Here is a 22,845-nt window from a genome sequence, read left to right as displayed (position 1 = left end):
GTGACATACGGAAATACTCAAAGCCTTTTTTATACAATAAATTCAACCTCAAAGTCTAAATCCGAAACTTGAGTATTTATAATGTCAGTTTGATGTAAGCTCGGTCGTCGAAGCTTACGTTGCCTTCTACCAGTCCTTTGGTAGCAACAAAGTCGCCTATGTTCTGTGGATCATTGGCAAGATGTAGTGCCAAGGCTTCTTCGCTTTCTTTTAGTGTTGGTAGCAGAGTAGGGTAGCCGTCAGATGCAAGCACAACGGAATTTGATGCCTTAACGATGCGAGTGCCAGGCATATATATCGGTGTTCCGTCAATTACGGCATACTGTTGGTTTTGTCCCTCCAGCATAGCCTTTATCAGTTGAGGCTCAATAGTGCGTCGGGCATCTTTAGGCGACATCCCGTTCTTTATCAAAGTGGCACGCTGCATGGCTATCTCTTGCTCGTAAGGCTTTGAGTTGTCGTAATACGTTCCGTCTATTATGGCTTGGCAGTCGCCCACCATCCAAACCTCTTTTCTGCTTTTGCTATATATAATGGCAGAAGCCGTTAGGCGTTCCTCGGGATGTTCAGCCATACGCTCAGCGATGCTGCGCTTATTATATTCTTCAGCAATGCGAAGCGTTATGCCTCGGCAGAAGTCTGACATGGTATAGTCAGCTGGCATCTGCTTGATATACTCGCTTATGAGCAGCATGGCAAAGCGTCCGTTCTTCATTGGAGGGTCAAGCCTTGTAGGTGTCTTGCTCGTGCTGCCATCAATCACAGCAGCAAAGTCATTGGTTATGACAATGCCGTCCTCGCAGTCGGCAGCAGTATGCTTACCGCAAATGAAATGTTCAGTTATGGTCATATATTCTTATCAATTATTTTGTCAACATTCCAACTTGATGGGCTCCACGCAGAACAAGGGGCTTACGGTTCTCACGCTTGCTCCATTCTGTAATGGTCGTCAGTTAATTGTCTGTGTATCATAATAGTTGTATCATTTATTCTTACTGCAAAGATAACGATTTGTTCCTAAAGCATAGGCAAAATCATACTAAAACTATCCTAAAACATAGGCAAAAACAAGGTGAAATCTTCCTAAAGTATAGGCAAAAGCAAGCGGATGTTCGTCATATGAGTTTTATGTGCTCACCTCATTGCTTGTCTTATCCTAATATTTCTCCTCATCCAGCAAAAACTTATACACTGGCACCACCTCTATATCCATCCCAAGTTCGGCTGATGGTATTGTTTCTTCTTGGTCGTAAGTTATTATCATGCATTTTTTTGCATTAAGGAACTTTCCTACTTTTTGTAGTGCAGAGATTTCCCTATTACGAGTTGCGTCTTCAGTCATACGATACGACACCTGAACGAGCAATCCGTCTTTAGGCACACAGAAGTCGACCTCCATATTTTTGTTGTAATAATACAAGTCTTCGCCATACTTCTTGTATAGTTGTATTGCCACAATGTTCTCCAACAACTTAGTCTCTGGCTGGAAGAGAAACAGGTTCAGAATACCGTTGTCGTAGAAATAATGCTTTTTTATAGTCTCACGTTCGGTGATGGAGTCGGTGAAGCAACTGATGCTGAATGTTAGGAACGACTCGTGCAGATAGTCGAGATATGAAGCTATGGTTTCTCTTGCTATTTTTGTACCGTCTCCTTGCAGAATGTTTTGTAGGCGTTTAATTGCAGTGGGTTGCATAACGCTGTCAGCCAATTTCCTTATAAGCAAGCGAAGACTGCGCTCATTCCTTACACTCTTTCTTATAACGATGTCTGAGTACAGAATTTTTTGATAAAGCGACTGAAGCCACGACTTCTTGTCTTGCATGTTGAAAACTTCCGACAGTCCGCCATAGTAGAAATAATCGGAAAACAGTCTTAATACATCATTCTTTATAGGCGACAGTTCCCAGAATTTCGTAAGATGCACATGTCGGTATTCCAGATATTCCTCGAAAGAGAAGGGATGTATCTCCTTTGTCAGATATCTTCCCCCCAATGTAGAGCTTATCTCGCGACTAAGCATGTGGGCATTGCTTCCGGTGATGTATACACGATACTTCTCGTCTGCTAATCGGCGGGCAAAGTGTTCCCATCCTTCTACGTTCTGTATTTCATCGAGGAAGATGATAGGTTGATGACTGAACATCTCGCGATAAGCTTCAAGTATTAGATGCAACTCTTCCTTGCGTATGTCTGTGATACGTTCGTCCTCAAAGTTGATAAACAAGATTTCTTCCAAAGAATGTCCTTGCGCTACAAGATTCTGAATCTTCTGGTAAAGCATATACGACTTGCCCGCACGACGAATGCCAACCAACACATAGTTTGCATTTTCCTCCAAACTAATGTTGCGTCCTTGTAGTTTTACTTTGCCAACAAATTCCTGCTGCCAAAGTATTATTTGCTTTATAGCATTCTTGTCCATAATCTTTGCTTTTATACTGTTCTAATTGCAAAGATAGCATAAATAAATGATATAAACAGCATCTTTTCCGTAAAGATGCAGTCTATACACTGCATAAATCACCCCAAAGATGCAGTGTATAGACTTCACTCTTTGTTGTTTCATACAGATAGTAATGCTAAACACGCTTATTGCAATCATGATGAGTAGACGATAGTGACGGTTTTAGGAGAGCTTTTTTAGTTTTTACATATCTAATTCAAATGTTTTTCGTAACTTTGCGATGGATTTCTCCGTATTTCACGGTAGGATATCCAGACATTGTGGTAAAAAAATATGCATTCGCTATTATTTCGCGTTTAGCCAAGAGCCTCGGAAACTCATTTGGAATAAAAAGCACGAATAATATGTGACAGGTGACTCGTATAGTTATCCCTGGAAATTTGATAAGCGATGCACACGCAATAGGCGTGGTGCATTCTTAGAAATTTCCGGGGTTCCAATCCGAGGCCACCCCGTGCTAAACGCGATAAGGATGGCATCACGCTTTTCTTATGTCTTGTCGTACCGTGTCGCGTTTGCGGATTGATAGTTGGGTGCCAACTAAAAACAACTATCAATTTTTATGGCAAACAGTACATTATCAAAAGCAAAGGCTGCCAAGAAAGACGAGTTCTATACTCAGTTCTATGACATTGAGGCCGAGATGGAGGCATATCTTGATTATAACCCTGATGTGTTTCGTGGAAAAACCGTGTTGCTGCCTTGTGACGATCCTGAATGGAGTAACTTTACAAAGTATTTTGCGCAGAACTTTGAGGATTTGGGTTTGAAGAAACTTATATCAACAAGTTATGCGCCTGATAGCAAAACGTATAAAGACGGTACGCAACTATCGTTGTTTGAAACGCAATCGCCGAAGTTCGACAAGGACAAAACAAAAACCCACGGAAAAATCTTTGTGCTTACAGAAGATACTACAGGCGATGGAGTTATTGATCTTGATGATTTGCAGTGGGATTATCTTGAAGGTGATGGCGATTTTAGAAGTGATGAAGTAAAGAAACTGAGAGATGAAGCCGACATCATCATAACAAATCCTCCGTTTTCTTTGTTCAGAGTGTTTTTAGCTTGGATAGTTGAAGCTAAAAAGCAGTTTATCATTATCGGTAACATAAATTGTGTTACCTACAAGGAAGTATTTCCTTTAATTCAAAACAATAGTGTTTGGATGGGATGTACAATTCATAGTGGCGATAGGGAGTTTGAGGTGCCTGAAGGATATCCGCTTAAAGCTGCGGGGTGGCGTATTGATGAGAATGGGAAGAAGTATATACGTGTTAAAGGCGTTAGATGGTATACAAATATAGATCATGGACGCCGCCATCACCCACTCGAACTAATGACTATGGCTGATAATATAAAATACAGCAAGCATAAAGAGGTTAAAGGCAAACAATACAGTGTATACGATAACTTTGAAGCAATTGAGGTGCCATTTACAGATGCTATTCCAAAAGACTACGATGAGATAATGGGTGTGCCTATTACATTCCTTGATAAATATTACCCCGAACAATTTGAAATTGTCGGGATAACACAGAGTTGGTTTGGCATGGCAAGTAAAATCTATCCCAAGCAAATACAAGTGAGCAAGACTGGCAAGAAGTCTGTTGTAACAAAACTTAATGATGGTGCTGCTATTGAGGTGGATGGACCTATAGAAGGGGATGTGTATTATATTGTAGATGGCATTTATTACTCAAAATGTTATGCTCGAATCCTGATACGTAAGAAAAAGTAACAAATTCCCAATACTCAACAAACTAATCACAATGGAAGTAGAATTAAAGAAATATACAATCAAAGAACTTTGCGAGGGTTTCACTTTTAGCCAGATTGACGGCAAGGGACTCTACGGATTGGCTGGAAAACTCACTATTCAGCCAGAATATCAGCGTAATTATCTCTATAGTGAGAAGAATGGAACAAAGGAGGTTGCGGTAATAGACTCGTTGTTGAAAGAGTATCCTCTTGGTCTGCTCTATTTCAATCGTCGTGCCGATGGACAACTTGAAGTGCTTGATGGACAGCAGCGTATAACAAGTATTGGACGATTTCTTATAGGCAAGTTTTCTGTAATGTTTAATGGAAAGCCATACAAGTTTAAGCCTTTGCCAGTAGACAAACGACAGCTGATAGAGAATACAGAGTTGATAGCATATATATGCGAAGGAACTGAGTCGGAGATAAAAGAATGGTTCAAGATTATAAACATGGGTGGTGTTCAGATTAATGCCCAAGAAACACGTAATGCCATATATTCAGGTCCGTTCGTTACGGCAGCGCGCAAGGAGTTCAGTAACAAGGAAGACTCACGTTTGCAGAAATGGGGCTGTTATATACATGGGTCGGCGAACAGACAGGAAATATTGGAAACAGCGCTTAAATGGGTGAGTCGCAATAACATTGAAGAATATATGCAGGAACATCGTTTGGATGATAATATTAACGAACTGCGTATGTATTTCAATGATGTGATATCGTGGATAGAACAGACTTTCGATGATGTGTATCCAAAGATGTGCGGGTTGGATTGGGGCGAATTATACGAGCGTTTCCATAATAATCCATACGATCATGTAGATGTCTCGCGCAAGGTTGCAGAACTTTATAATGATGACCGGGTAAAGGATACTAAGAATGTATTTGAATATGTGCTTGGTGGTTGCAAAAATACAAAACTTTTGAATGTAAGAGTATTTGACGATATTACTAAACGACGTGTTTATGACCGACAGACTAAGAAAGCGAAGGAAGAAGGTGTTAGCAATTGTCCGCTTTGCGCTATAGGGCATGAAGCAAACAAGAATAGAATATGGAAATTGTCAGAGATGGATGCTGACCATGTAAAAGCCTGGAGTAATGGCGGACCGACAGACGAAAGTAATTGTCAGATGTTGTGCAAGACACATAATAGGGCAAAAGGTAACAGATAGTCTATTTTTACTAAACATGCAGTCTATACACTGCATAATTCCATTGAAACATGCAGTGTATAGACTTCACCCTTTGCTATGCTGCTTGTTTTTTCAGTCTATGCTGCACCCAAATGAAGGCTGGAATTAGGAATACATCTGCCATACACCAGGCTACGGGGTCACCTAAGCAGACACCAGTCCAAGTCAAGGCGGGGACGAGCCAAAGGCTTACACCACATCGGGCAATCATCTCCATCACGCCGCTAAGCATCGAGAGATTGCTGAAACCGAGTCCTTGAATAGAGTAGCGCAGTATGGTTAGCAATCCGAGGGTAGGGTAGAAGTAGTTGGCAATGCGCATGAACTGTGCAGCACGGCTTACTACCTCAGCCTCACCACTGTTTACAAATAGGCGCATCATCCAGTCAGCAAAGGGATAAATCACGATGAAGGTGAAGACGAAGTAGACCAGCATCAGGCAGATAGCATCCTTCACTCCCTTGGTGATACGACTCATTTGGCGTGCGCCAAGGTTCTGTCCGCAATAGGTAGCCATAGCCACTCCGATGTTCTCGAATACACAAGTGAAGAGATATTTAATTCGCATTGAGGCAGTGAATGCTGCCACGCATGTTGTGCCGAGGGCGTTGTTGGCGCTTTGCAGCATAATGATGCCAATGCCGGTAATGGAGAATTGCAGACCCATAGGCACGCCGTTGTTGAGCAGGATGCTTGTTCGCTTGTTGTCAAAGCGTTGTTCGTCGCCATGAGGAATGAGCAGTTGCATGTGCTTGCGTATATACCATACGCATAAAAAAACCGAAAGGGCTTGCGACAACCATGTGGCTATGCCCGCTCCCGCCACGCCAAGTCCGCAACCGAGTATGAGCACAACGTCGAGCAGAATGTTGATAACGGCAGATGTGATGAGAAAATAGAATGGCTGGCGCGAATTGCCGAGCGCACGTATCTGACCAGAGAAGAGATTGAAGCCGAATGTGAATGGTATGGCGGCAAACTGCAGCATAAGGAATATGTAGGAATCGTGGAAGATGTCGGCAGGAGTGTTGACCAATTGCAGGATTCTATGGCAGAACATAAGCGAGAGCAGCGTCACCACCGAAGCGATTACAGCCGATATTCTCACGGCATTAGCTACGTAGATGCGCATCTTGCGATAGTCCTTTGCGCCGAATGCCTGTGCTACGGGAATTGCAAATCCTGCACAAGCTCCGTTGCAGAATCCCATAACGAGAAACATTATGGACGACGACGCACCCACAGCTGCCAGCGCACCAACGCCAATCCATCTGCCTACAATGGCGGCATCGATGATGAGATACATCTGCTGCAGAATGTAGCCCAATATGAGTGGCAGGGCAAACTTGCAGATCTGGCGCAGTGGCGAGCCTACAGTCATGTCGCTGACTGACGCAGACTTTGAAGATGCAGAATGCGCCTGTATTTTGTTTTTCTCAGTTTTCATATTCTTCTATAGTTATCCTTTAAACAATAAATATCTGTATGTATATAGTCGTCGAATCGGTATTTGTTGATTCATGTAGGTGTCCTTTCGTACTGCAAAATTATAACTTTTATTCCAAACAACAATACACGCCGATATAATATTTGGAGTAGCTATTGTAGTCGGCTATCTCACCTCGACGGAGAACTGCTGGTTGGGTGTGACGTTATAGAGCAGGTTGACGGCTCCATTCGAACTGTCAACATTTCCCTCAATGCAATTGGCTTGTATATGTTCATTTGTTGAGTCTGATTTTCAGTGATTTATAGATGTGAAGCCGTGATTGTCATGTGCCGTCTCGAAATGTAGTCCTTTTGGCTTGCAAAAGGACTCGTTTTGGAGCGCAAAAGGACCCCTTTTACAATGCAAAAGGACCCCTTTTACAATGCAAAAGGACTCCTTCTGCATCGTAAAAGGACTACATTTCGAAATCAACCGATTATAAATAAAATAAAAGAGGTACTTTCTGCCCTTTCCGCCTGCATAAATGCAAGGCGAAGGGGTGGCCTTTGCTATAGGAATTGTATGATGATGTAGCCTACTCCTATTGATACGAATGTAGTGATGAAGCCTGCCAGCTGGAACGAATGGTTTATTACAAAGCGTCCGATACGCGTAGAACCCGTGCGGTCGAAATTGATGGCTGCCACCGTAGTGGGATAGTTGGGCAGGAAGAAGTAGCCGTTGACAGCAGGGAACATGGCTATGAGAGCCAGTGGCGGGATGCCCAGTCCTATGCCCAGCGGATAAAGCGTGCGCACCGTAGCAGCCTGCGAGAACAGCATGATGGCCATGATGAAGAGGGCAATGGCAAATAGGAACGGATACTGGGTGACGATGCTGGCGATGTGACCCTTGAAGAATTCCAGATTGCCGTTGAAGAATGTGTCGCCCATCCATGCAATGCCGAATATGGCAACCAGGGCGTTGATGCCTGCGGCAAATACGTTGCCATTGACGGCGTCCTGCACATTGGCCTTGCTCACAAGCAGAATGAGGGCTGCTGTCGACATCATTACAATCTCGATAATCTCCGGCATGCTGACGTGATGCAGCTCGCCGTCGAGCATGAACGACGGACGCAGCGACGGAACACTGCCGAATACTACTACCAGCAACACGCCCAAGAGGAAAGCCAGCACAGCATACTTGGCGTGCGGATCGGGATTCTTTATCATGTTGTCGATGAGCTTGCTGTCCTTCTCGGGATTGATAATGCCCTGGCGTACACGCTCCTGATATATCTCGTCCTCGTTCAGTTCCTTGCCCACGCGGTTCTGTACAAAGGCAGCTACAAGTATGGCAATGAGCGAAGCCGGAATGCAGACTATAAGGATGTGCTTCAGTTCGATGCCTGCACCACCCAGTAGGTCGGTGCTGATGACTGCGGCTGTAGCTGCAGAGACCGGACTGCCAGTGATGCCCAATGATGCCGATATGGTGGCAACGCTCAACGGGCGCTCGGGACGAATCTTTGAGTTGGTGGCAATCTCCGAGATGATAGGCAGGAGCGAGTAGCTTGTGTGTGCAGTACCTGCCACCAGACAGAAGAGCCATGTGGTGAGCGGACCGAAATAAGTAATGTGTGTGGGATGCTTGCGCAGGAATTTGGCTGCCAAACCTACAAGATAGTCAAGTCCGCCAGCCGCCTGCAATGTCGCAGCAGCCGTAATCACCGACACGATGATGAGCATCACGTCGATAGGCAGATTGCCCGGCTTAAGTCCGAAGATGAAGACAAGAATGAAGACACCCACCATGCCGTAGATGCCGAGTCCGATGCCGCCTACGCGGGCACCTTTGAAGATAAGAGCCAGTACGATGGCAAATTGTAAAAGGATAATAGCTGTTGCCATAAAGGATTTGTCTTTAGTGTTATTTGTTTCAGTTTTAGTAAATTCTATGGTGCAAATTTACGGATATTTCCTAAAATATGATTTTAATATTTCTGACAAAGATTTGTAAATTACGAATGAAATTGAAAAATCCTATTTATAGTGTCGATTTTTATTCTTACCTTTGCGTTATCGTATACCGCACCAATTGGTATGCCCCACATATTTAATATATATATACTATGCATACAAGAGAAGAAAAACTCAAGGCTTTCGGACGTCTGCTGGATGTGCTCGACGAGTTGCGCGAGAAATGTCCGTGGGACCGCAAGCAGACCAACGAGTCGCTTCGACCCAACACCATAGAAGAGACATTCGAACTGTGCGACGCCCTGCTCAAGGACGACGAGCCTAATATCTGCAAGGAATTGGGCGACGTGCTGCTGCATGTGTGCTTCTATGCCAAGATAGGCCAGGAGAAGCAGCAGTTTGACATGGCGGATGTCTGCAACAAGCTTGTCGACAAACTCATATTCCGCCATCCCCACGTATATCATCCCTCGCAGGTAGGAGCACCCGATCCTAAGCCGTTGCCTTATGGCGAGAAGGAGGAAGAGCGCGACAATTCGGAAGAAGTGAAGACCGCACAGCAGGTGATCGAGAACTGGGAACAGATAAAACTGCGCGAGAAGGACGGCAACAAGCGTGTGCTATCGGGTGTGCCCGATGCTCTGCCCGCACTCATCAAGGCCTACCGCATACAGGACAAGGCGCGCAATGTAGGCTTCGACTGGGAAGACAAGGGCGACGTTTGGGGCAAGGTGCGCGAGGAACTTGGCGAACTGGAGACCGAACTGCGCAAGGAAGACCGCGAGCATTCGACCGAAGAATTCGGCGACTTCCTCTTCTCGCTCATCAATGCCGCACGTCTGTACAAAATCAATCCCGACACGGCTCTTGAGAAGACCAACGCCAAATTCATCAGACGATTCAACTATATCGAGGAGCATTCGATACGCATCGGCAAACCGCTGAAGGACATGACGCTCGGCGAGATGGATGCGCTGTGGAACGAGGCGAAGGCTCAGGAAAAGAAATAATTAAATCATCGTAACATGAACAAGTTGAAGATATTCTTAGCTGTAGCAATCGTAATGCTGATTGCCAGCTGCAACGACAAGAAACAGAAGTCGCAGATGATAGCAGACGACGAGGTGGAAGTGGCAGACTCTACTGTATATGGAGTGTGCGGAAGCGGTACGTCGATGCACTCAATGGAACTCATCACCGATGCAGGCGACACGCTGACATACACCATTCTTGATGCCGAGGCAGATATGGACGGTGGCATCACTGAAGGTATCGTGTCGAATGTGGAGGGCGGATTCATGGCTGGCGACAAGATGGCGGTGACCGGATTGAAGACAGCCGATGGCGAACTTGTTGCCACACGTGTTATCAACGTTACATCACTGTTGGGCCATTGGACCAGCATCGACCGCAACTTCATGATAGAGGAGGGCGGAACAGTACACTCGGAAGTGAAAGCCGAGACCAACCCGTGGACATCATGGAAGATTCTGAACGGACAACTGCTGCTCAATCGCGATACGTTCGACATCACATCGCTCAGTGCCGACTCGCTCTATCTCGAAAACCAGAAGGGCATATACATATACAAGCGTCAGAAATAAAACAACAATGGAACCATTCAAAATCCATATACTCGGATGCGGATCGGCTCTGCCTACATTGCGGCATAATCCGTCGTCGCAAGTGGTGGAGCTGCGAGGCAAGCAGTTTATGATTGACTGTGGCGAGGGAACGCAGACCCAGATGCGACGCTCACGCATAGGATTCAACAAGATAGTGGCAATATTCATATCGCATATTCACGGCGACCACTGTTTCGGACTGATAGGTATGCTCTCGTCGTTCGGTCTGTTGGGCCGCACTATGCCGCTTGCCATATATGCACCCAAGGATTTCAAGCCCGTGCTCGATATGCTTCTTGCCACATTCTGCACCGATTTCGACTACGAAATACAGTTTCATGCCGTCGACACTACCAAGCAACAGGTGGTATACGAGGACCGAAGCCTTACGGTAGAGACTATTCCACTGAAGCATCGTGTGCCTACATGCGGTTATCTCTTTCGCGAGAAACCGACGCTGCCACACATACGTCGCGACATGATTGACTTCTATCGCATCCCCACATCACAGATAAACAATATAAAGAACGGAGCATCGTGGACTGACGAAGAGGGTAGGGAGGTGCCAAATTCGCGACTTACGACGCCTGCCGACAAGCCTCGCAGCTATGCTTACTGCAGCGATACGTGCTATCTGCCCGACCTCGCTGCACGCGTTTCGGGCGTTTCGTGCCTCTATCATGAGTCCACTTATGCCACGCCCGACATCGAAAAGGCACAGAAGTATTTTCATACTACGGCAGCACAGGCAGCCCAGGTGGCACGCGATGCGCAGGTGGGACGGTTGCTGCTCGGTCATTACAGTTCGAAGTACGATAATGAGGACGTGCTGCTCGAAGAGGCACGACAGGTGTTTGAAGCTTCCGAACTGTCGAATGAGGGAATGGTGGTGACGCTATAGAACAAAAAGAAAAAAGCAAAGAATTTATTACGTTTAAGCGTTGATTTTATCCACTTAAACCACTTATCGCTACACTTAAGCCATAGGACACATAAAAGCATTTGCAAGGTAGCCTGTTTTTGCGTAAATTTGCATTGTCAAATGATACCGAAACACAAAGGCTATAAACATAATTAAGGGCAAGGTGGAATTTAAGGACTAATCCACCTTGCCCTTTGCTTTTGCGCTTTCACGCATGGTTTGTCGTTTTATTATTTTGCCTGATTCTTCAGCAAATCACGTATTTCAGCCAGCAGCACCTCTTCGTTTGTAGGCTTAGGCTCCTCAGGAGCAGCCTTGGTCTTCTTCTCTTCTTCCTTCTTCTTGATGCTCGAAAGCTTGTTGATGCCCTTGACAAGCATAAACACACAGAAGGCAATGATTACAAAGTCGATGATAGTCTGTATGAAGGCACCGTAATTGATGGTTGCTGCCTGCATAGTTTCACCGGCAATCTGTACTGACGGAAGCTCGAACTTCAAATCGCTGAAGTTGACACCACCGATAAGCCAGCCTATAGGAGGCATGATGATGTCATTTACGATTGAAGAAACAATCTTGCCAAATGCACCGCCGATGATTACACCGACAGCCATGTCTACCGCATTGCCCTTTACGGCAAACGCCTTGAATTCGTTAAGAATACTACTCATGGTTTTATTTTATTTATGTTTATATTAGTGTCGGTGCAAATATAGTGAAAAAATCGTCAAAACCAATAGTACATTGAATGTTTTTTTAAGATAGAATGCCGCTTTTGTACAAACACGCTACCTATAATATATATTGTAGAGTCGGCAGTTATACAATGATGTATTATGTACGGATAAAATAATAGAATGCAATCAGCAGTTTGCCGAGTGTGTACTATTGGTTTTTGTGTGCGTTTTGCAAACTACATATTGCAATCGCTATAGTCAGAAAGGAAATAGTGATTATGTAATGAGATTTTTATATAAATTAATACTTTAATTGTCTTTCTTTTCAGAAAATAATTATTATCTTTGCAGCGAAATAAAAGGAGTAATCCTAACAAGTGTGGCGACATTCTTACGCTTCTATGTCTCATTAACAAGAAAAACGGACTTTGTTAATACATTTGTATGGTATAAGATACAAAATTAACCCTTTAAATAAAATAAAGTAAAATGATTAAAGTAGGTATTAACGGATTTGGTCGTATCGGCCGCTTCGTATTCCGCGCAGCTCAGACTCGCAACGACATTCAGATTGTAGGTATCAACGACCTTTGCCCGGTAGATTACTTGGCTTACATGCTCAAGTATGACACAATGCACGGTGCTTTCCAGGGTACAATCGAGGCTGACGTTGAGAAGAGCGAGCTCATCGTTAACGGCAACCACATTCGTGTAACTGCTGAGCGCAACCCTGCTGATTTGAAGTGGAACGAGGTTGAGGCTGAGTACGTAGTTGAGTCTACTGGTCTCTTCCTGACACAGGAGAAGGCTCAGGCTCATATCCAGGCTGGTGCTAAGTACGTAGTTATGTCTGCTCCTTCAAAGGATACAACTCCTATGTTCGTTTGCGGCGTAAACTTCGACAAGTACGAGAAGGGTACACAGTTCGTTTCTAACGCATCTTGCACAACAAACTGCTTGGCTCCTATCGCTAAGGTTCTGAACGACAAGTTCGGTATCGAGAACGGTTTGATGACAACAGTTCACTCTACAACTGCTACACAGAAGACAGTTGACGGTCCTTCTTTGAAGGATTGGCGTGGTGGCCGTGCTGCTGCTGGCAACATTATCCCTTCTTCTACAGGTGCTGCTAAGGCTGTAGGTAAGGTAATTCCTGAGCTCAACGGCAAGCTGACAGGTATCTCTATGCGTGTTCCGACTCTCGACGTTTCTGTAGTTGACCTTACAGTTAACCTCAAGAACGCTGCTACTAAGGAGCAAATCTGCGCTGCTATGAAGGAGGCTTCTGAGGGCGAGCTCAAGGGTGTACTCGGCTACACAGAGGACGCTGTAGTTTCTTCTGATTTCCTCGGCTGCACTTTGACTTCTATCTTCGACGCAAACGCTGGTGTATATCTCACAGACAAGTTCGTTAAGGTAGTTTCTTGGTACGACAACGAGATTGGTTACTCTAACAAGGTTCTCGAGCTCATCGCACACATGAAGAAGGTTAACGGTTAATTCGATTGACCCATAAACCATAGAATAAAGACCGCAAGGCATTTAGCCCTGCGGTCTTTTTTTTGATTAAATATTTGGGGTGTAAGATTTTTTTTGTAAGTTTGTAGCTTTAAAGCTAAAGCGAATATAAATCCATAATGTCCAGCAAAGCTATTGACAATATGCAAAACCAGAAAATGATAACCATACTCGGACCAACGGCAAGCGGCAAGACTTCGGTTGCGGCTGCTCTTGCGCTGCGTACTGGTGGGGAGATAATCAGTGCCGACTCGCGCCAGGTGTATCGTCGTATGGATATCGGTACGGGCAAGGACTTGGCCGACTATACTATCGGCGACGTCCATATTCCTTATCATCTTATAGACATTGCCGATCCCGGAACAAAGTACAATCTGTTTCAGTATCAGCAGGATTTTCACACGGCATACAACGACATCCGCAGTCGTGGCAAACTGCCAATATTGTGTGGCGGAACCGGACTGTATATAGAGGCTGTGCTTGGCGGATACAGTCTGTCGCCAGTACCGCAAAATCAGAAGCTAAGGGAGAGTCTTGAGGGCAAGTCGCTCGACCAACTCACGCAGATGCTTGTTCAGCTGAAGCAGAAGAACGGTTCGAATATGCACAACCGCACCGATGTGGATACTGCCCAGCGTGCAATACGTGCCATTGAGATTGAGACTTATAATCTTGAACATCCTACACCCGAACGGCAGATGCCTCCGGTGGATTCGCTTGTCATAGGCATAAATATAGACCGTGAACTGCGTCGCGAGAAGATTACACGACGGCTTAAGGCACGTCTTGAAGAGGGTATGTGCGACGAAATACGCAGTCTGATTGACGGAGGAGTGAATCCTGACGACCTTATATATTACGGACTTGAGTATAAGTTTGTGACAGAATATGTGGTAGGAAAGACAAGCTACGAAGAAATGTTCCGTCAGCTTGAGATAGCCATTCATCAGTTTGCCAAGCGTCAGATGACGTGGTTCCGCGGAATGGAAAGGCGTGGCTACACAATCCACTGGATAGACGCAGCCCAGTCGATGGATGAAAAGGTTGAGTCAATAATGTCACTCATGAATGAATAAAAGGTAAATAGGGAGGGTTGGTCTCTCCGGATTATAAACAAAACAAACCGATTATGATAAACGATAACCGTTGGGGCATACTCTATTGCCCAAAGCATGAAATGTTTGGAAGCCCGAAACGTCGTTGGGAGAAGATTGAGGCATGTCTCAAATCTAACGGCGTAGAGTATGATTTTGTGCAGAGCGAGAGTTCGGCAGGCGTAGATCGTCTCATAAAGATGATGATAAACAACGGCTATCGTACGATAGTGGTTGTTGGCGGTGACTCTGCTCTCAATGATGCAGTAAATTGTCTGATGCAAGCCGACCGCAATGATCGTGAAAGGGTGGCACTTGGTGTGATACCCAACGGTCTGATGAACGACTTCGCTCACTTCTGGGGATTGCGTGAGGACGACTACGACCAGATAATAAAGTGGTTGAAGGAGCGCCGTGTACGTAAGATTGACCTTGGATGTATTCGCTATGCCAATAAGCATGGCGAGGCTTGCCGCCGATATTTCCTCAACTGTATAAACATCGGACTCGTTGCCACTATAATGAATCTTCGTCGTCAGACCCGTCATTATTCAGGTTCACGTACACTGTCGTTCATCATGTCGTTCATACTTATGATATTCCAGCGACTTGAATACCGCATGCATGTCAAGATCAACAACGACGACCTTAACCGTAGCATCATGACAATGTGCGTGGGCAATGCTACTGGTTATGGACAGACACCCAATGCCGTTCCGTATAACGGACTGCTTGATGTCAGCGTGGTCTATCATCCCGGAATGACACAATTGCTTGAGGGAATATATCTGTTTGTGCGTGGCAAGTTCCTTAATCATAAGAGTGTGCATCCTTATCGCACTCGCAAGGTGGAAGTGCTTGAGGCACGCAAGGCTCTTGTCGGCATAGACGGCCGATTGATGCGCACACCATCCGGTCCGTTTACCATTACAGTAGAGCAGGAGGTGATAAACTTCCTTATTCCGGAATAAAAAAACGTTGAGGAAGTGGCATAAAGTCAATTGTTATTCTTACTTCTGTCTTTTTGACTTATGCCACTTCCTCATCATTTTTTTTATCTCTTGTTATATATAGTGTGTGCCTTATATATAATAAGGTGTATTTTATATTAATATAAAGTATTGATTTAATATTAATATAAAGTGCAATTTAATATTAATATAAAATGTATCCTATTATATAATAGGTATAACTGCCTTGTATATGAGTCTATCCAAGTCTTGAAATCTTTGCCAATTCTTCTTCACTGAGAATCCTTATTTTTCTTCCGGAAATCTCTATCAGGCCTTCAGATGCAAATGATGATAAAGTGCGTATTGCGTTGCTTGTGCTCATATTCGAAAGCGATGCAAGGTCGTAGCGGTTCATTATCACGTTGAGAGTCTTGTCGTCGTTCTCAATTCCATAGTTTGCCTTAAGCGCAAGAATCGTTTCGGCCAATCTGCCGCGTATGTGCTTTTGGGTGATAGTAACAAAGCGGTTGTCGGTTTCGCCGAGAGTAGTGGCAAGGATGGTAATGAAGTAATCGGTAATGCTGTGATGCATTTCAATCAGTTCTGCCATTATGTCGAGCGGCAGTGCTGCCACGGTAGAGTCTTCAAGTGCTAAGGCAGATGTCGTATTGCGTTCGTGTGCAAAGAAAGCGCGAAATCCCATGAATGACTGTTCTTTGATAATGCGCACAACTTGTGAGCGTCCCATACCGCATTCCTTTATGATTTTTGCCATACCATTGACGAGGAAAAGGATGTGGGTAGGAGTCTCGTTCTCTTGATAAATCAATTCGTTTCGTTTGAATGACCTCACTGTGAGGTTCTGTTGAATTTTGTTGACACAATAAGCGTTGTTGCAATGCCATATATTTGCAATGCTGTTGGCAATGTCTTTTTCCAGAAGTGTTTCTATTGGCATAAGCGTATGGTGTTTTTTTATTGACTTTAAGCTATCCTATTTGCAATACAAAGTTACGCTTTTTTGCTTTAATATGGTTGTCGTGAATATGTTTTTATGGCATTTTAAGCACAAAAAAGTGCTAAATAACATGTTTTTTAAAAATATAGACTTATTTCTTTTGCGCGTAATTATATTTTTATTACCTTTGATTTCGTAAAGCAGCTAACGCCTTTATCTTAAGACTACTGCCGAGCGCAAGCTCATTGGCTTAAACCTGAAAGTCCTACTACTTATTTGTTGTTTCCGACCTTGATGGTTGATGAGCCATATGGCTATTATAATTACGAACTAATAATGAACCTTAAATTAAATCTATGAGTTATCTTCGATTCGAAAAAGCTCTTATGACCAACCTTGAGGAGTCCCTGCCTCGTGAGTTGCTCCGTACAAACCGTTCGGGAGCGTATTCGTGTTCCACAATTGTTGACTGTAATACACGTAAGTATCACGGTCTGCTTGTGGTGCCGGTACCTGGCCTTGACGACGAGAATCATGTGTTGCTTTCGTCGCTTGACGCTACTGTGATACAGCATGGAGCAGAGTTCAATCTTGGTCTTCACAAGTATCAGGGCAATAACTTCAGTCCTAAAGGTCACAAGTACATCAGGGAATTTGATTGTGACAAGGTGCCCACAACATTGTATCGTGTTGGTGGTGTGGTACTTAAGAAAGAAGTAGTGTTCCAGCATTATGAGGATCGCATCCTTATTCGTTACACTCTTGTTGATGCCCATTCGGCAACGACATTGCGTTTCCGTCCGTTCCTTGCTTTCCGTAGTGTGCGTCAGTTTACACATGAGAATTCTGTGGCATCTCGCGATTACAGCGAGGTGGAGAATGGTATACGCACATGTATGTACGCCGGTTATCCCGACCTGTATATGCAGTTCAGCAAGGCCAACAACTTCGTGTTCCAGCCCGACTGGTATCGTGGCGTAGAATATCCTAAGGAGCAGGAGCGTGGCTATGCTTCAAATGAGGACCTCTATGTTCCTGGATATTTCGAGATGGACATCAAGAAGGGCGAGAGCATCGTATTCTCAGCTTCAACAACACAGTGCAAGACCGGTGGCTTAAAGGCTCTGTTCACAAAAGAGGTTGAAGAGCGCTCACCGCGCGACAATTTCCTCCACTGTCTTATCAATGCAGCACACCAGTTCCATAACCGTACAAGCAAGGACGAGCGTTATCTGCTTGCCGGCTATCCATGGTTCAAGTGTCGTGCACGCGATACATTCATCGCTCTTCCGGGTCTTACACTGTCTATTGAGGAAGAAGACTACTTCGAACTCGTTATGGAGACAGCAGCACGCGGTCTTTATGAGTTTATGGAAGGCAAGCCTCTCACAGTCAAGATTTACGAGATGGAGCAGCCCGACGTGTTGCTTTGGGCTGTGTGGGCCATACAGCAGTATGCTAAGTACGTAGGTCGTGAGAAGTGCAACCGCAAGTATGGCAAGTTGCTTTACGATATCTTGCAGTATATTGTATCCGATAAGCATCCTAACTTGCAGCTGCGTCAAAACGGACTGTTGTATTCAGAAGGCAAGGATCATGCTGTGACATGGATGAACTCAACTGCTAACGGTCGTCCGGTAGTGCCGCGTACTGGCTATATTGTTGAGTTCAACGCATTGTGGTATAATGCTCTTAAGTTCTGCGCTTCAATGGCTGCCGAGTATGGCGATCAGACTTTTGCCGCCGAAATTGAGAAGCGTGCCGAGTTGTGTGGCAGTTCGTTCGTCGATACATTTGTCAATGAGTATGGCTATCTGTTCGATTATGTTGAGCCGCTTGACTCGCCCGACTGGAGTGTTCGTCCTAATATGATATTCGCCGTTGCGTTCGACTATTCCCCGCTTAGCCAGGCTCAGCAGAAGTCTGTGCTTGACGTATGTACACGTGAGCTCCTTACACCGAAGGGTCTGCGTTCGCTTTCACCTAAGAGTGGCGGATATAACCCTATGTATGTAGGTCCGCAGGCACAGCGCGACTATGCTTACCATCAGGGTACAGCATGGCCTTGGCTTGGAGGATTCTATATGGAGGCTTGCTTGAAGATTTACAAGCGCACACGTTTGTCGTTCATTGAGCGCCAGATGGTAGGTTACGAGGATGAAATGGTGCAGCACTGCATTGGAACTATCCCCGAACTGTTTGACGGCAACCCACCGTTCAGCGGTCGTGGAGCAATATCGTTTGCTATGAATGTAGCAGAGGTGCTTCGTACGCTTGAACTGTTGGAAAAATATAAATATTAAAAATTGGGAGGATTCAAAAATATGAAAGTATTAATGTTCGGATGGGAGTATCCTCCTCACGTATATGGTGGACTTGCTACCGCTAACTTTGGTATCTCACAGGGACTTCATGCCCAGGGCGATGTAGAGACAGTATTGTGCTTGCCGCACCCGTTTGGTGACGAGGATCGCAGCGCTTGCCGTATTGTTGCTATGAATTGTGTGCCTATAGCATGGCGTGATGTCGACTACGATTATGTAAAGAGCCGCATATCCAATGTTATGGATCCCGACTACTACTATCGTCTGCGCGACCATATCTATGCCGACTTCAACAATATGCATGTCAATGACCTTGGCTGTATGGAATTTGCCGGTGGTTATCCGTCTAACCTGCATGAGGAAATAAACAACTATTCCATCATTGCCGGTGTAGTAGCTCGCACTGAGGAGTTTGATATAATTCATGCTCATGACTGGCTGACATATCCAGCTGGTATACATGCCAAGCATGTAAGTGGCAAACCATTGTGTATTCACGTACACGCTACCGACTTCGACCGTTCGCGTGGTAAGGTGAACCCTACAGTTTATGCTATTGAGAAGGATGGTATGGATAATGCAGACTGCATTATGTGTGTATCAGAACTGACACGTCAGACCGTTATCAACCAGTATCATCAGGATCCGCGCAAGTGTTTCACAATGCACAATGCCGTTTATCCATTGCGTCAGGAACTGCAGGACATCCCACGTCCAGACCATACTGGTAAGGACAAGGTGGTTACATTCCTTGGTCGTATCACTATGCAGAAGGGTCCGGAGTACTTCGTGGAAGCTGCCAATATGGTGCTTCAGCGTACACGCAACGTGCGTTTCTGTATGGCAGGTAGTGGCGATATGATGGACGCTATGATTTACTTGGCTGCCGAGCGTGGTATTGCCGACCGTTTCCACTTCCCTGGTTTCATGCGTGGCAAGCAGGTGTACGAGTGCTTGAAAGACTCTGATGTATACGTTATGCCTTCGGTTTCAGAGCCGTTTGGTATTTCGCCTCTCGAAGCGATGCAGTGCGGAACGCCTACCATTATATCTAAGCAGTCAGGTTGTGCCGAGATTCTCGACAACTGTATCAAGGTCGACTACTGGGACATCCACGCACTCGCCGATGCCATCTATGCAATCTGTCATAACGACTCATTGTTCCATTATCTGCAGGATGAGGGCAAGAATGAGGTCGACCAGATTACATGGGAGAAGGTTGGCGCACGCATCAAGAATCTGTACGAGCGTGTTCTTTCAGGCAATCTTTAAGCCTAATAAGTGTAACACACAATGTATAGTAATGCATAAAAGCAATAAATACACAACAATCCATTAAACGACAAGCAACAATGAAAACTATTTGTTTATACTTCGAGATACATCAGAATATACAGTTGAAGCGCTACCGTTTCTTTGATATCGGTACCGATCACTACTATTACGACGATTATGAGAACGAGCGTCTCATTTCTGACATCGCGGAACGTTCGTATATGCCTGCGCTCAATGCGTTGCTCGAAATGATTAAGGAGAATGGCAACTACTTTAAGGTAGCTTTCTCTTTGTCGGGCGTAGGTATCGAACAGCTTGAAAAACACGCTCCTCAGGTGCTTGAGAAGCTTCAGGAACTCAACCAGACCGGTTGTGTAGAGTTCCTTGCCGAGCCTTACTCACACGGACTTGCATCGCTCGCCAATGAGGAGAGCTTTGCAGCTGAGGTAAAGCGCCAGTGCACCAAGATGGAGGAATACTTCGGTCAGACTCCTAAGGTGTTGCGTAACTCTTCGCTTATCTATAGTGACGACATCGGTTTGCATGTTTCACAGATGGGCTTTAAGGGTATGCTCTCTGAGGGAGCGCGCCACGTCCTCGGCTGGAAGTCGCCTAACTATGTATATAACTGCGCTCTTGCTCCTAATCTCAAGCTTCTTCTGCGCAACGTTAATTTCAGCGATGATATATCATTGCGCTTCAGCAATACTGAATGGGAGGGCTATCCGCTCTTCGCAGACAGTTATGTTGACCGCATAGCAAATCTTCCTGAGGGCGAGCAGGTAGTCAATATCTTCATGGAGCTTTCTGCTCTTGGTATTGCACAGCCTCTGTCAAGCAACATCCTCGACTTCTTCAAGGCATTGCCTGAGTGTGCCAAGCAGCGTGGCGTGACATTCTCTACACCGTCAGAGATATGCGATTCGTTCCAGAGTGTCAGTGCTGTTGACGTTCCCGATACTTTGTCATGGAATGATGAGGAGCGTGATTGCAGCTGCTGGCTTGGTAATCCGATGCAGCGTGAGGCTTTCAACAAGCTCTATAGCGTAGCCGACCGTGTTCGTATTGCTAACGATCCGCGCATCAATCAGGATTGGGACTATCTGCAGGCATCTAACAATTTCCGTCAGATGACTACAAAACCGTCGCAGGTTGGTATCAACCGTGGAATCTATTCAAGTCCGTTTGATGCATTCACTAACTATATGAACATTCTTGGCGACTTCATTTCACGTGTAAACTCACTCTATCCAGAGGATGTAGACAATGAAGAGCTGAGCTCACTGCTCACAACCATCAAGAATCAGGATGAGGAGATTGAGATGAAGAATAAGGAGATAGTTCGCCTTCAGGCTAAGATTGAGAAAATCGAGGCTACAGAGGAGAAGCTTCGTGCTAAGATTGAGAAGACAAAGGCTCCTGTAAAGGCTGCTGCTCCGAAGAAGACTCCAGCTGCAAAGAAGCCTGCTGCCAAGAAGGCTAAGGCCGACGAGCAGCCTGCTGAATAATGAAAAGAACACCCGTTAAGGGTTCTTGTATAAATATTGGTTAATAAGAATGGGATGCTTTCCATGCGATATGGAAGGCATCCCAATTTTTTTTGCTTGCTATTGTTTATTTCATGTGCATGTCGGTAATATGCTTGAATCCGTTAAGGAAGTCGCGTGCAGCCATGCGTTTCTTTCCAGCCGCTTGCAGTTCTACTATGTCGAGCCATTCGTCGTTGGCGGCAACCATAAGTTTGGTGTTTTCTGTTTTCATAGTTCCGGGAGCTGTACCATTGCAATTTATACCCGTTTTGCAAGTCTTGAATATCTTTATAATGCTTGCCTCCGTCTTCTCGGTCTCGCTGTTTGATGCAAGTGTAGTCCATGTTCCAGGATAAGGACTGAGTCCGCGCACAAAGTCGTAAATGCGTTTGGCGTTGTTATTCCAGTCTATCTGACAGGTTTCCTTGAATATCTTCGGTGCAGCCTTGAGTTCGATGTCTTCGCGTTGCGGCTGAGAAGGAACATTGCCATCGGTAGAAATAACGAGATCGACAGTGTCCTGACATATGCCTGCGCCCAATTCCATAAGTCCGTCATAAACATATTCCACGTCAGCATCGTCTGGAATTGGGAATTCGCGCTGCATGATGATGCGACCAGTGTCTATGTCATGGTCGAGGAAGAAGGTTGTGACACCCGTCTTTGTCTCGCCATTGATGACTGCCCAGTTGATAGGAGCCGCTCCGCGGTATTGCGGCAGCAATGCGGCATGCACGTTGAATGTGCCGAATCGTGGCATATCCCATATCACCTCGGGCAACATACGGAACGCCACCACTACCTGCAAGTCGGCGTTGTATTCTCGCAACTGTTCTACAAATTCCGGATCCTTCATCTTTACCGGTTGCAGTACTGGCAATCCGTGCTCCAAAGCATATTCCTTAACAGCCGAAGCGCGCAGCACCGAACCATGTCGTCCTACGGGTTTGTCGGGTTGGGTAACAACCGCCACAACATTATATCCATTCTCCACAAGCAGCTTGAGCGAACCCACGGCAAACTCAGGAGTTCCCATAAATACTATGCGTAAGTCTTTCTTTTCCATCGTTTCTTTTATTGTTTTGTATGCAAAGGTAGTGTTTTTTCGTTGTATCGTTGACGGTTTGTGCTTAAA

General features: G+C 45.2%; 18 protein-coding genes. 11 read left to right on the top strand and 7 right to left on the bottom strand.

What is annotated here, in order from left to right; genetic code table 11:
* Positions 1–76: 76 nt before the first annotated feature.
* Positions 77–850 carry a hypothetical protein gene (locus I6E49_RS06185; protein WP_235401067.1) on the bottom strand — a complete coding sequence of 258 codons (774 nt, stop codon included), beginning with the start codon at positions 848–850 and terminating at the stop codon, positions 77–79.
* A gap of 306 nt (positions 851–1,156) precedes the next feature.
* Entirely contained in the window at positions 1,157–2,425 is a 1,269-nt protein-coding gene (locus I6E49_RS06180; RefSeq protein ID WP_235401066.1) for an ATP-binding protein, read from the bottom strand.
* Between the two features lie 604 nt (positions 2,426–3,029).
* Between I6E49_RS06180 and I6E49_RS06175 the strand changes: the two genes are divergently transcribed.
* Positions 3,030–4,208 (top strand): adenine-specific methyltransferase EcoRI family protein, encoded by a 1,179-nt coding sequence (locus I6E49_RS06175; RefSeq protein ID WP_235401065.1) that lies wholly within the window; start codon positions 3,030–3,032, stop codon positions 4,206–4,208.
* A gap of 31 nt (positions 4,209–4,239) precedes the next feature.
* On the top strand, positions 4,240–5,403 hold the full coding sequence (locus tag I6E49_RS06170) for an HNH endonuclease family protein (RefSeq protein WP_235401063.1): 1,164 nt from the start codon (positions 4,240–4,242) through the stop codon (positions 5,401–5,403).
* 76 nt (positions 5,404–5,479) lie between these two features.
* Here the strand turns inward: I6E49_RS06170 and I6E49_RS06165 are convergent, their stop codons facing one another.
* Both I6E49_RS06165 and I6E49_RS06160 read right to left on the bottom strand, forming a co-directional pair.
* Complete coding sequence (locus I6E49_RS06165; protein WP_235401070.1) at positions 5,480–6,805, bottom strand: MATE family efflux transporter; 1,326 nt, start codon at positions 6,803–6,805, stop codon at positions 5,480–5,482.
* A 617-nt stretch (positions 6,806–7,422) separates the two neighbouring features.
* On the bottom strand, positions 7,423–8,766 hold the full coding sequence (locus I6E49_RS06160) for an anaerobic C4-dicarboxylate transporter family protein (protein WP_235401061.1): 1,344 nt from the start codon (positions 8,764–8,766) through the stop codon (positions 7,423–7,425).
* A 221-nt stretch (positions 8,767–8,987) separates the two neighbouring features.
* On the opposite strand from I6E49_RS06160, the gene mazG reads away from it, so the two are divergent.
* Genes mazG through I6E49_RS06145 form a run of 3 tightly spaced genes read left to right on the top strand, consistent with a single transcriptional unit; the run spans position 8,988 to position 11,361 of the window.
* Positions 8,988–9,845, top strand: coding sequence for a nucleoside triphosphate pyrophosphohydrolase (gene mazG, locus I6E49_RS06155; RefSeq protein WP_235401059.1), 858 nt, complete (start codon positions 8,988–8,990; stop codon positions 9,843–9,845).
* A 15-nt stretch (positions 9,846–9,860) separates the two neighbouring features.
* The gene (locus I6E49_RS06150) at positions 9,861–10,439 is read left to right on the top strand and encodes a lipocalin family protein (protein WP_235401057.1); all 579 of its coding nucleotides are present in this window, start codon (positions 9,861–9,863) and stop codon (positions 10,437–10,439) included.
* Between the two features lie 7 nt (positions 10,440–10,446).
* Positions 10,447–11,361 (top strand): ribonuclease Z, encoded by a 915-nt coding sequence (locus I6E49_RS06145; RefSeq protein WP_235401056.1) that lies wholly within the window; start codon positions 10,447–10,449, stop codon positions 11,359–11,361.
* A 251-nt stretch (positions 11,362–11,612) separates the two neighbouring features.
* Here I6E49_RS06145 and mscL read toward each other — a convergent pair whose 3' ends face one another.
* Positions 11,613–12,053 carry a large-conductance mechanosensitive channel protein MscL gene (gene mscL / locus I6E49_RS06140; RefSeq protein ID WP_262911520.1) on the bottom strand — a complete coding sequence of 147 codons (441 nt, stop codon included), beginning with the start codon at positions 12,051–12,053 and terminating at the stop codon, positions 11,613–11,615.
* Positions 12,054–12,548: 495 nt separating this feature from the next.
* On the opposite strand from mscL, the gene gap reads away from it, so the two are divergent.
* The 3 genes from gap (at position 12,549) to I6E49_RS06125 (ending at position 15,642) form a co-directional block, all read left to right on the top strand.
* Positions 12,549–13,559, top strand: a complete 1,011-nt coding sequence (gene gap, locus I6E49_RS06135; protein WP_235394233.1) for a type I glyceraldehyde-3-phosphate dehydrogenase — start codon at positions 12,549–12,551, stop codon at positions 13,557–13,559.
* A 161-nt stretch (positions 13,560–13,720) separates the two neighbouring features.
* Positions 13,721–14,653 (top strand): tRNA (adenosine(37)-N6)-dimethylallyltransferase MiaA, encoded by a 933-nt coding sequence (gene miaA, locus I6E49_RS06130; protein WP_235401055.1) that lies wholly within the window; start codon positions 13,721–13,723, stop codon positions 14,651–14,653.
* Between the two features lie 53 nt (positions 14,654–14,706).
* The gene (locus I6E49_RS06125; protein WP_235401054.1) at positions 14,707–15,642 is read left to right on the top strand and encodes a diacylglycerol/lipid kinase family protein; all 936 of its coding nucleotides are present in this window, start codon (positions 14,707–14,709) and stop codon (positions 15,640–15,642) included.
* A gap of 238 nt (positions 15,643–15,880) precedes the next feature.
* Here the strand turns inward: I6E49_RS06125 and I6E49_RS06120 are convergent, their stop codons facing one another.
* The gene (locus I6E49_RS06120; RefSeq protein ID WP_235401053.1) at positions 15,881–16,582 is read right to left on the bottom strand and encodes a Crp/Fnr family transcriptional regulator; all 702 of its coding nucleotides are present in this window, start codon (positions 16,580–16,582) and stop codon (positions 15,881–15,883) included.
* Positions 16,583–16,938: 356 nt separating this feature from the next.
* On the opposite strand from I6E49_RS06120, the gene I6E49_RS06115 reads away from it, so the two are divergent.
* The 3 genes from I6E49_RS06115 to I6E49_RS06105 all read left to right on the top strand — a co-directional run bounded on the left by I6E49_RS06115 (position 16,939) and on the right by I6E49_RS06105 (position 21,689).
* Positions 16,939–18,885: a glycogen debranching enzyme N-terminal domain-containing protein gene (locus I6E49_RS06115; protein WP_235401052.1), complete on the top strand. Its 1,947-nt coding sequence runs from the start codon at positions 16,939–16,941 to the stop codon at positions 18,883–18,885.
* Positions 18,886–18,906: 21 nt separating this feature from the next.
* Positions 18,907–20,178 carry a glycosyltransferase family 4 protein gene (locus tag I6E49_RS06110; RefSeq protein ID WP_235401051.1) on the top strand — a complete coding sequence of 424 codons (1,272 nt, stop codon included), beginning with the start codon at positions 18,907–18,909 and terminating at the stop codon, positions 20,176–20,178.
* A gap of 80 nt (positions 20,179–20,258) precedes the next feature.
* On the top strand, positions 20,259–21,689 hold the full coding sequence (locus I6E49_RS06105; RefSeq protein WP_235401050.1) for an alpha-amylase: 1,431 nt from the start codon (positions 20,259–20,261) through the stop codon (positions 21,687–21,689).
* A 106-nt stretch (positions 21,690–21,795) separates the two neighbouring features.
* On the opposite strand, the gene fmt is transcribed toward I6E49_RS06105, so the two are convergent.
* The gene (fmt, locus tag I6E49_RS06100) at positions 21,796–22,776 is read right to left on the bottom strand and encodes a methionyl-tRNA formyltransferase (RefSeq protein WP_235401048.1); all 981 of its coding nucleotides are present in this window, start codon (positions 22,774–22,776) and stop codon (positions 21,796–21,798) included.
* Positions 22,777–22,845 lie beyond the last annotated feature (69 nt).

This window comes from Leyella stercorea, assembly GCF_021531655.1.
The sequence above is the reverse complement of the archived record's forward strand: the minus strand, read 5'-3'. Positions and strand labels throughout refer to the sequence as shown.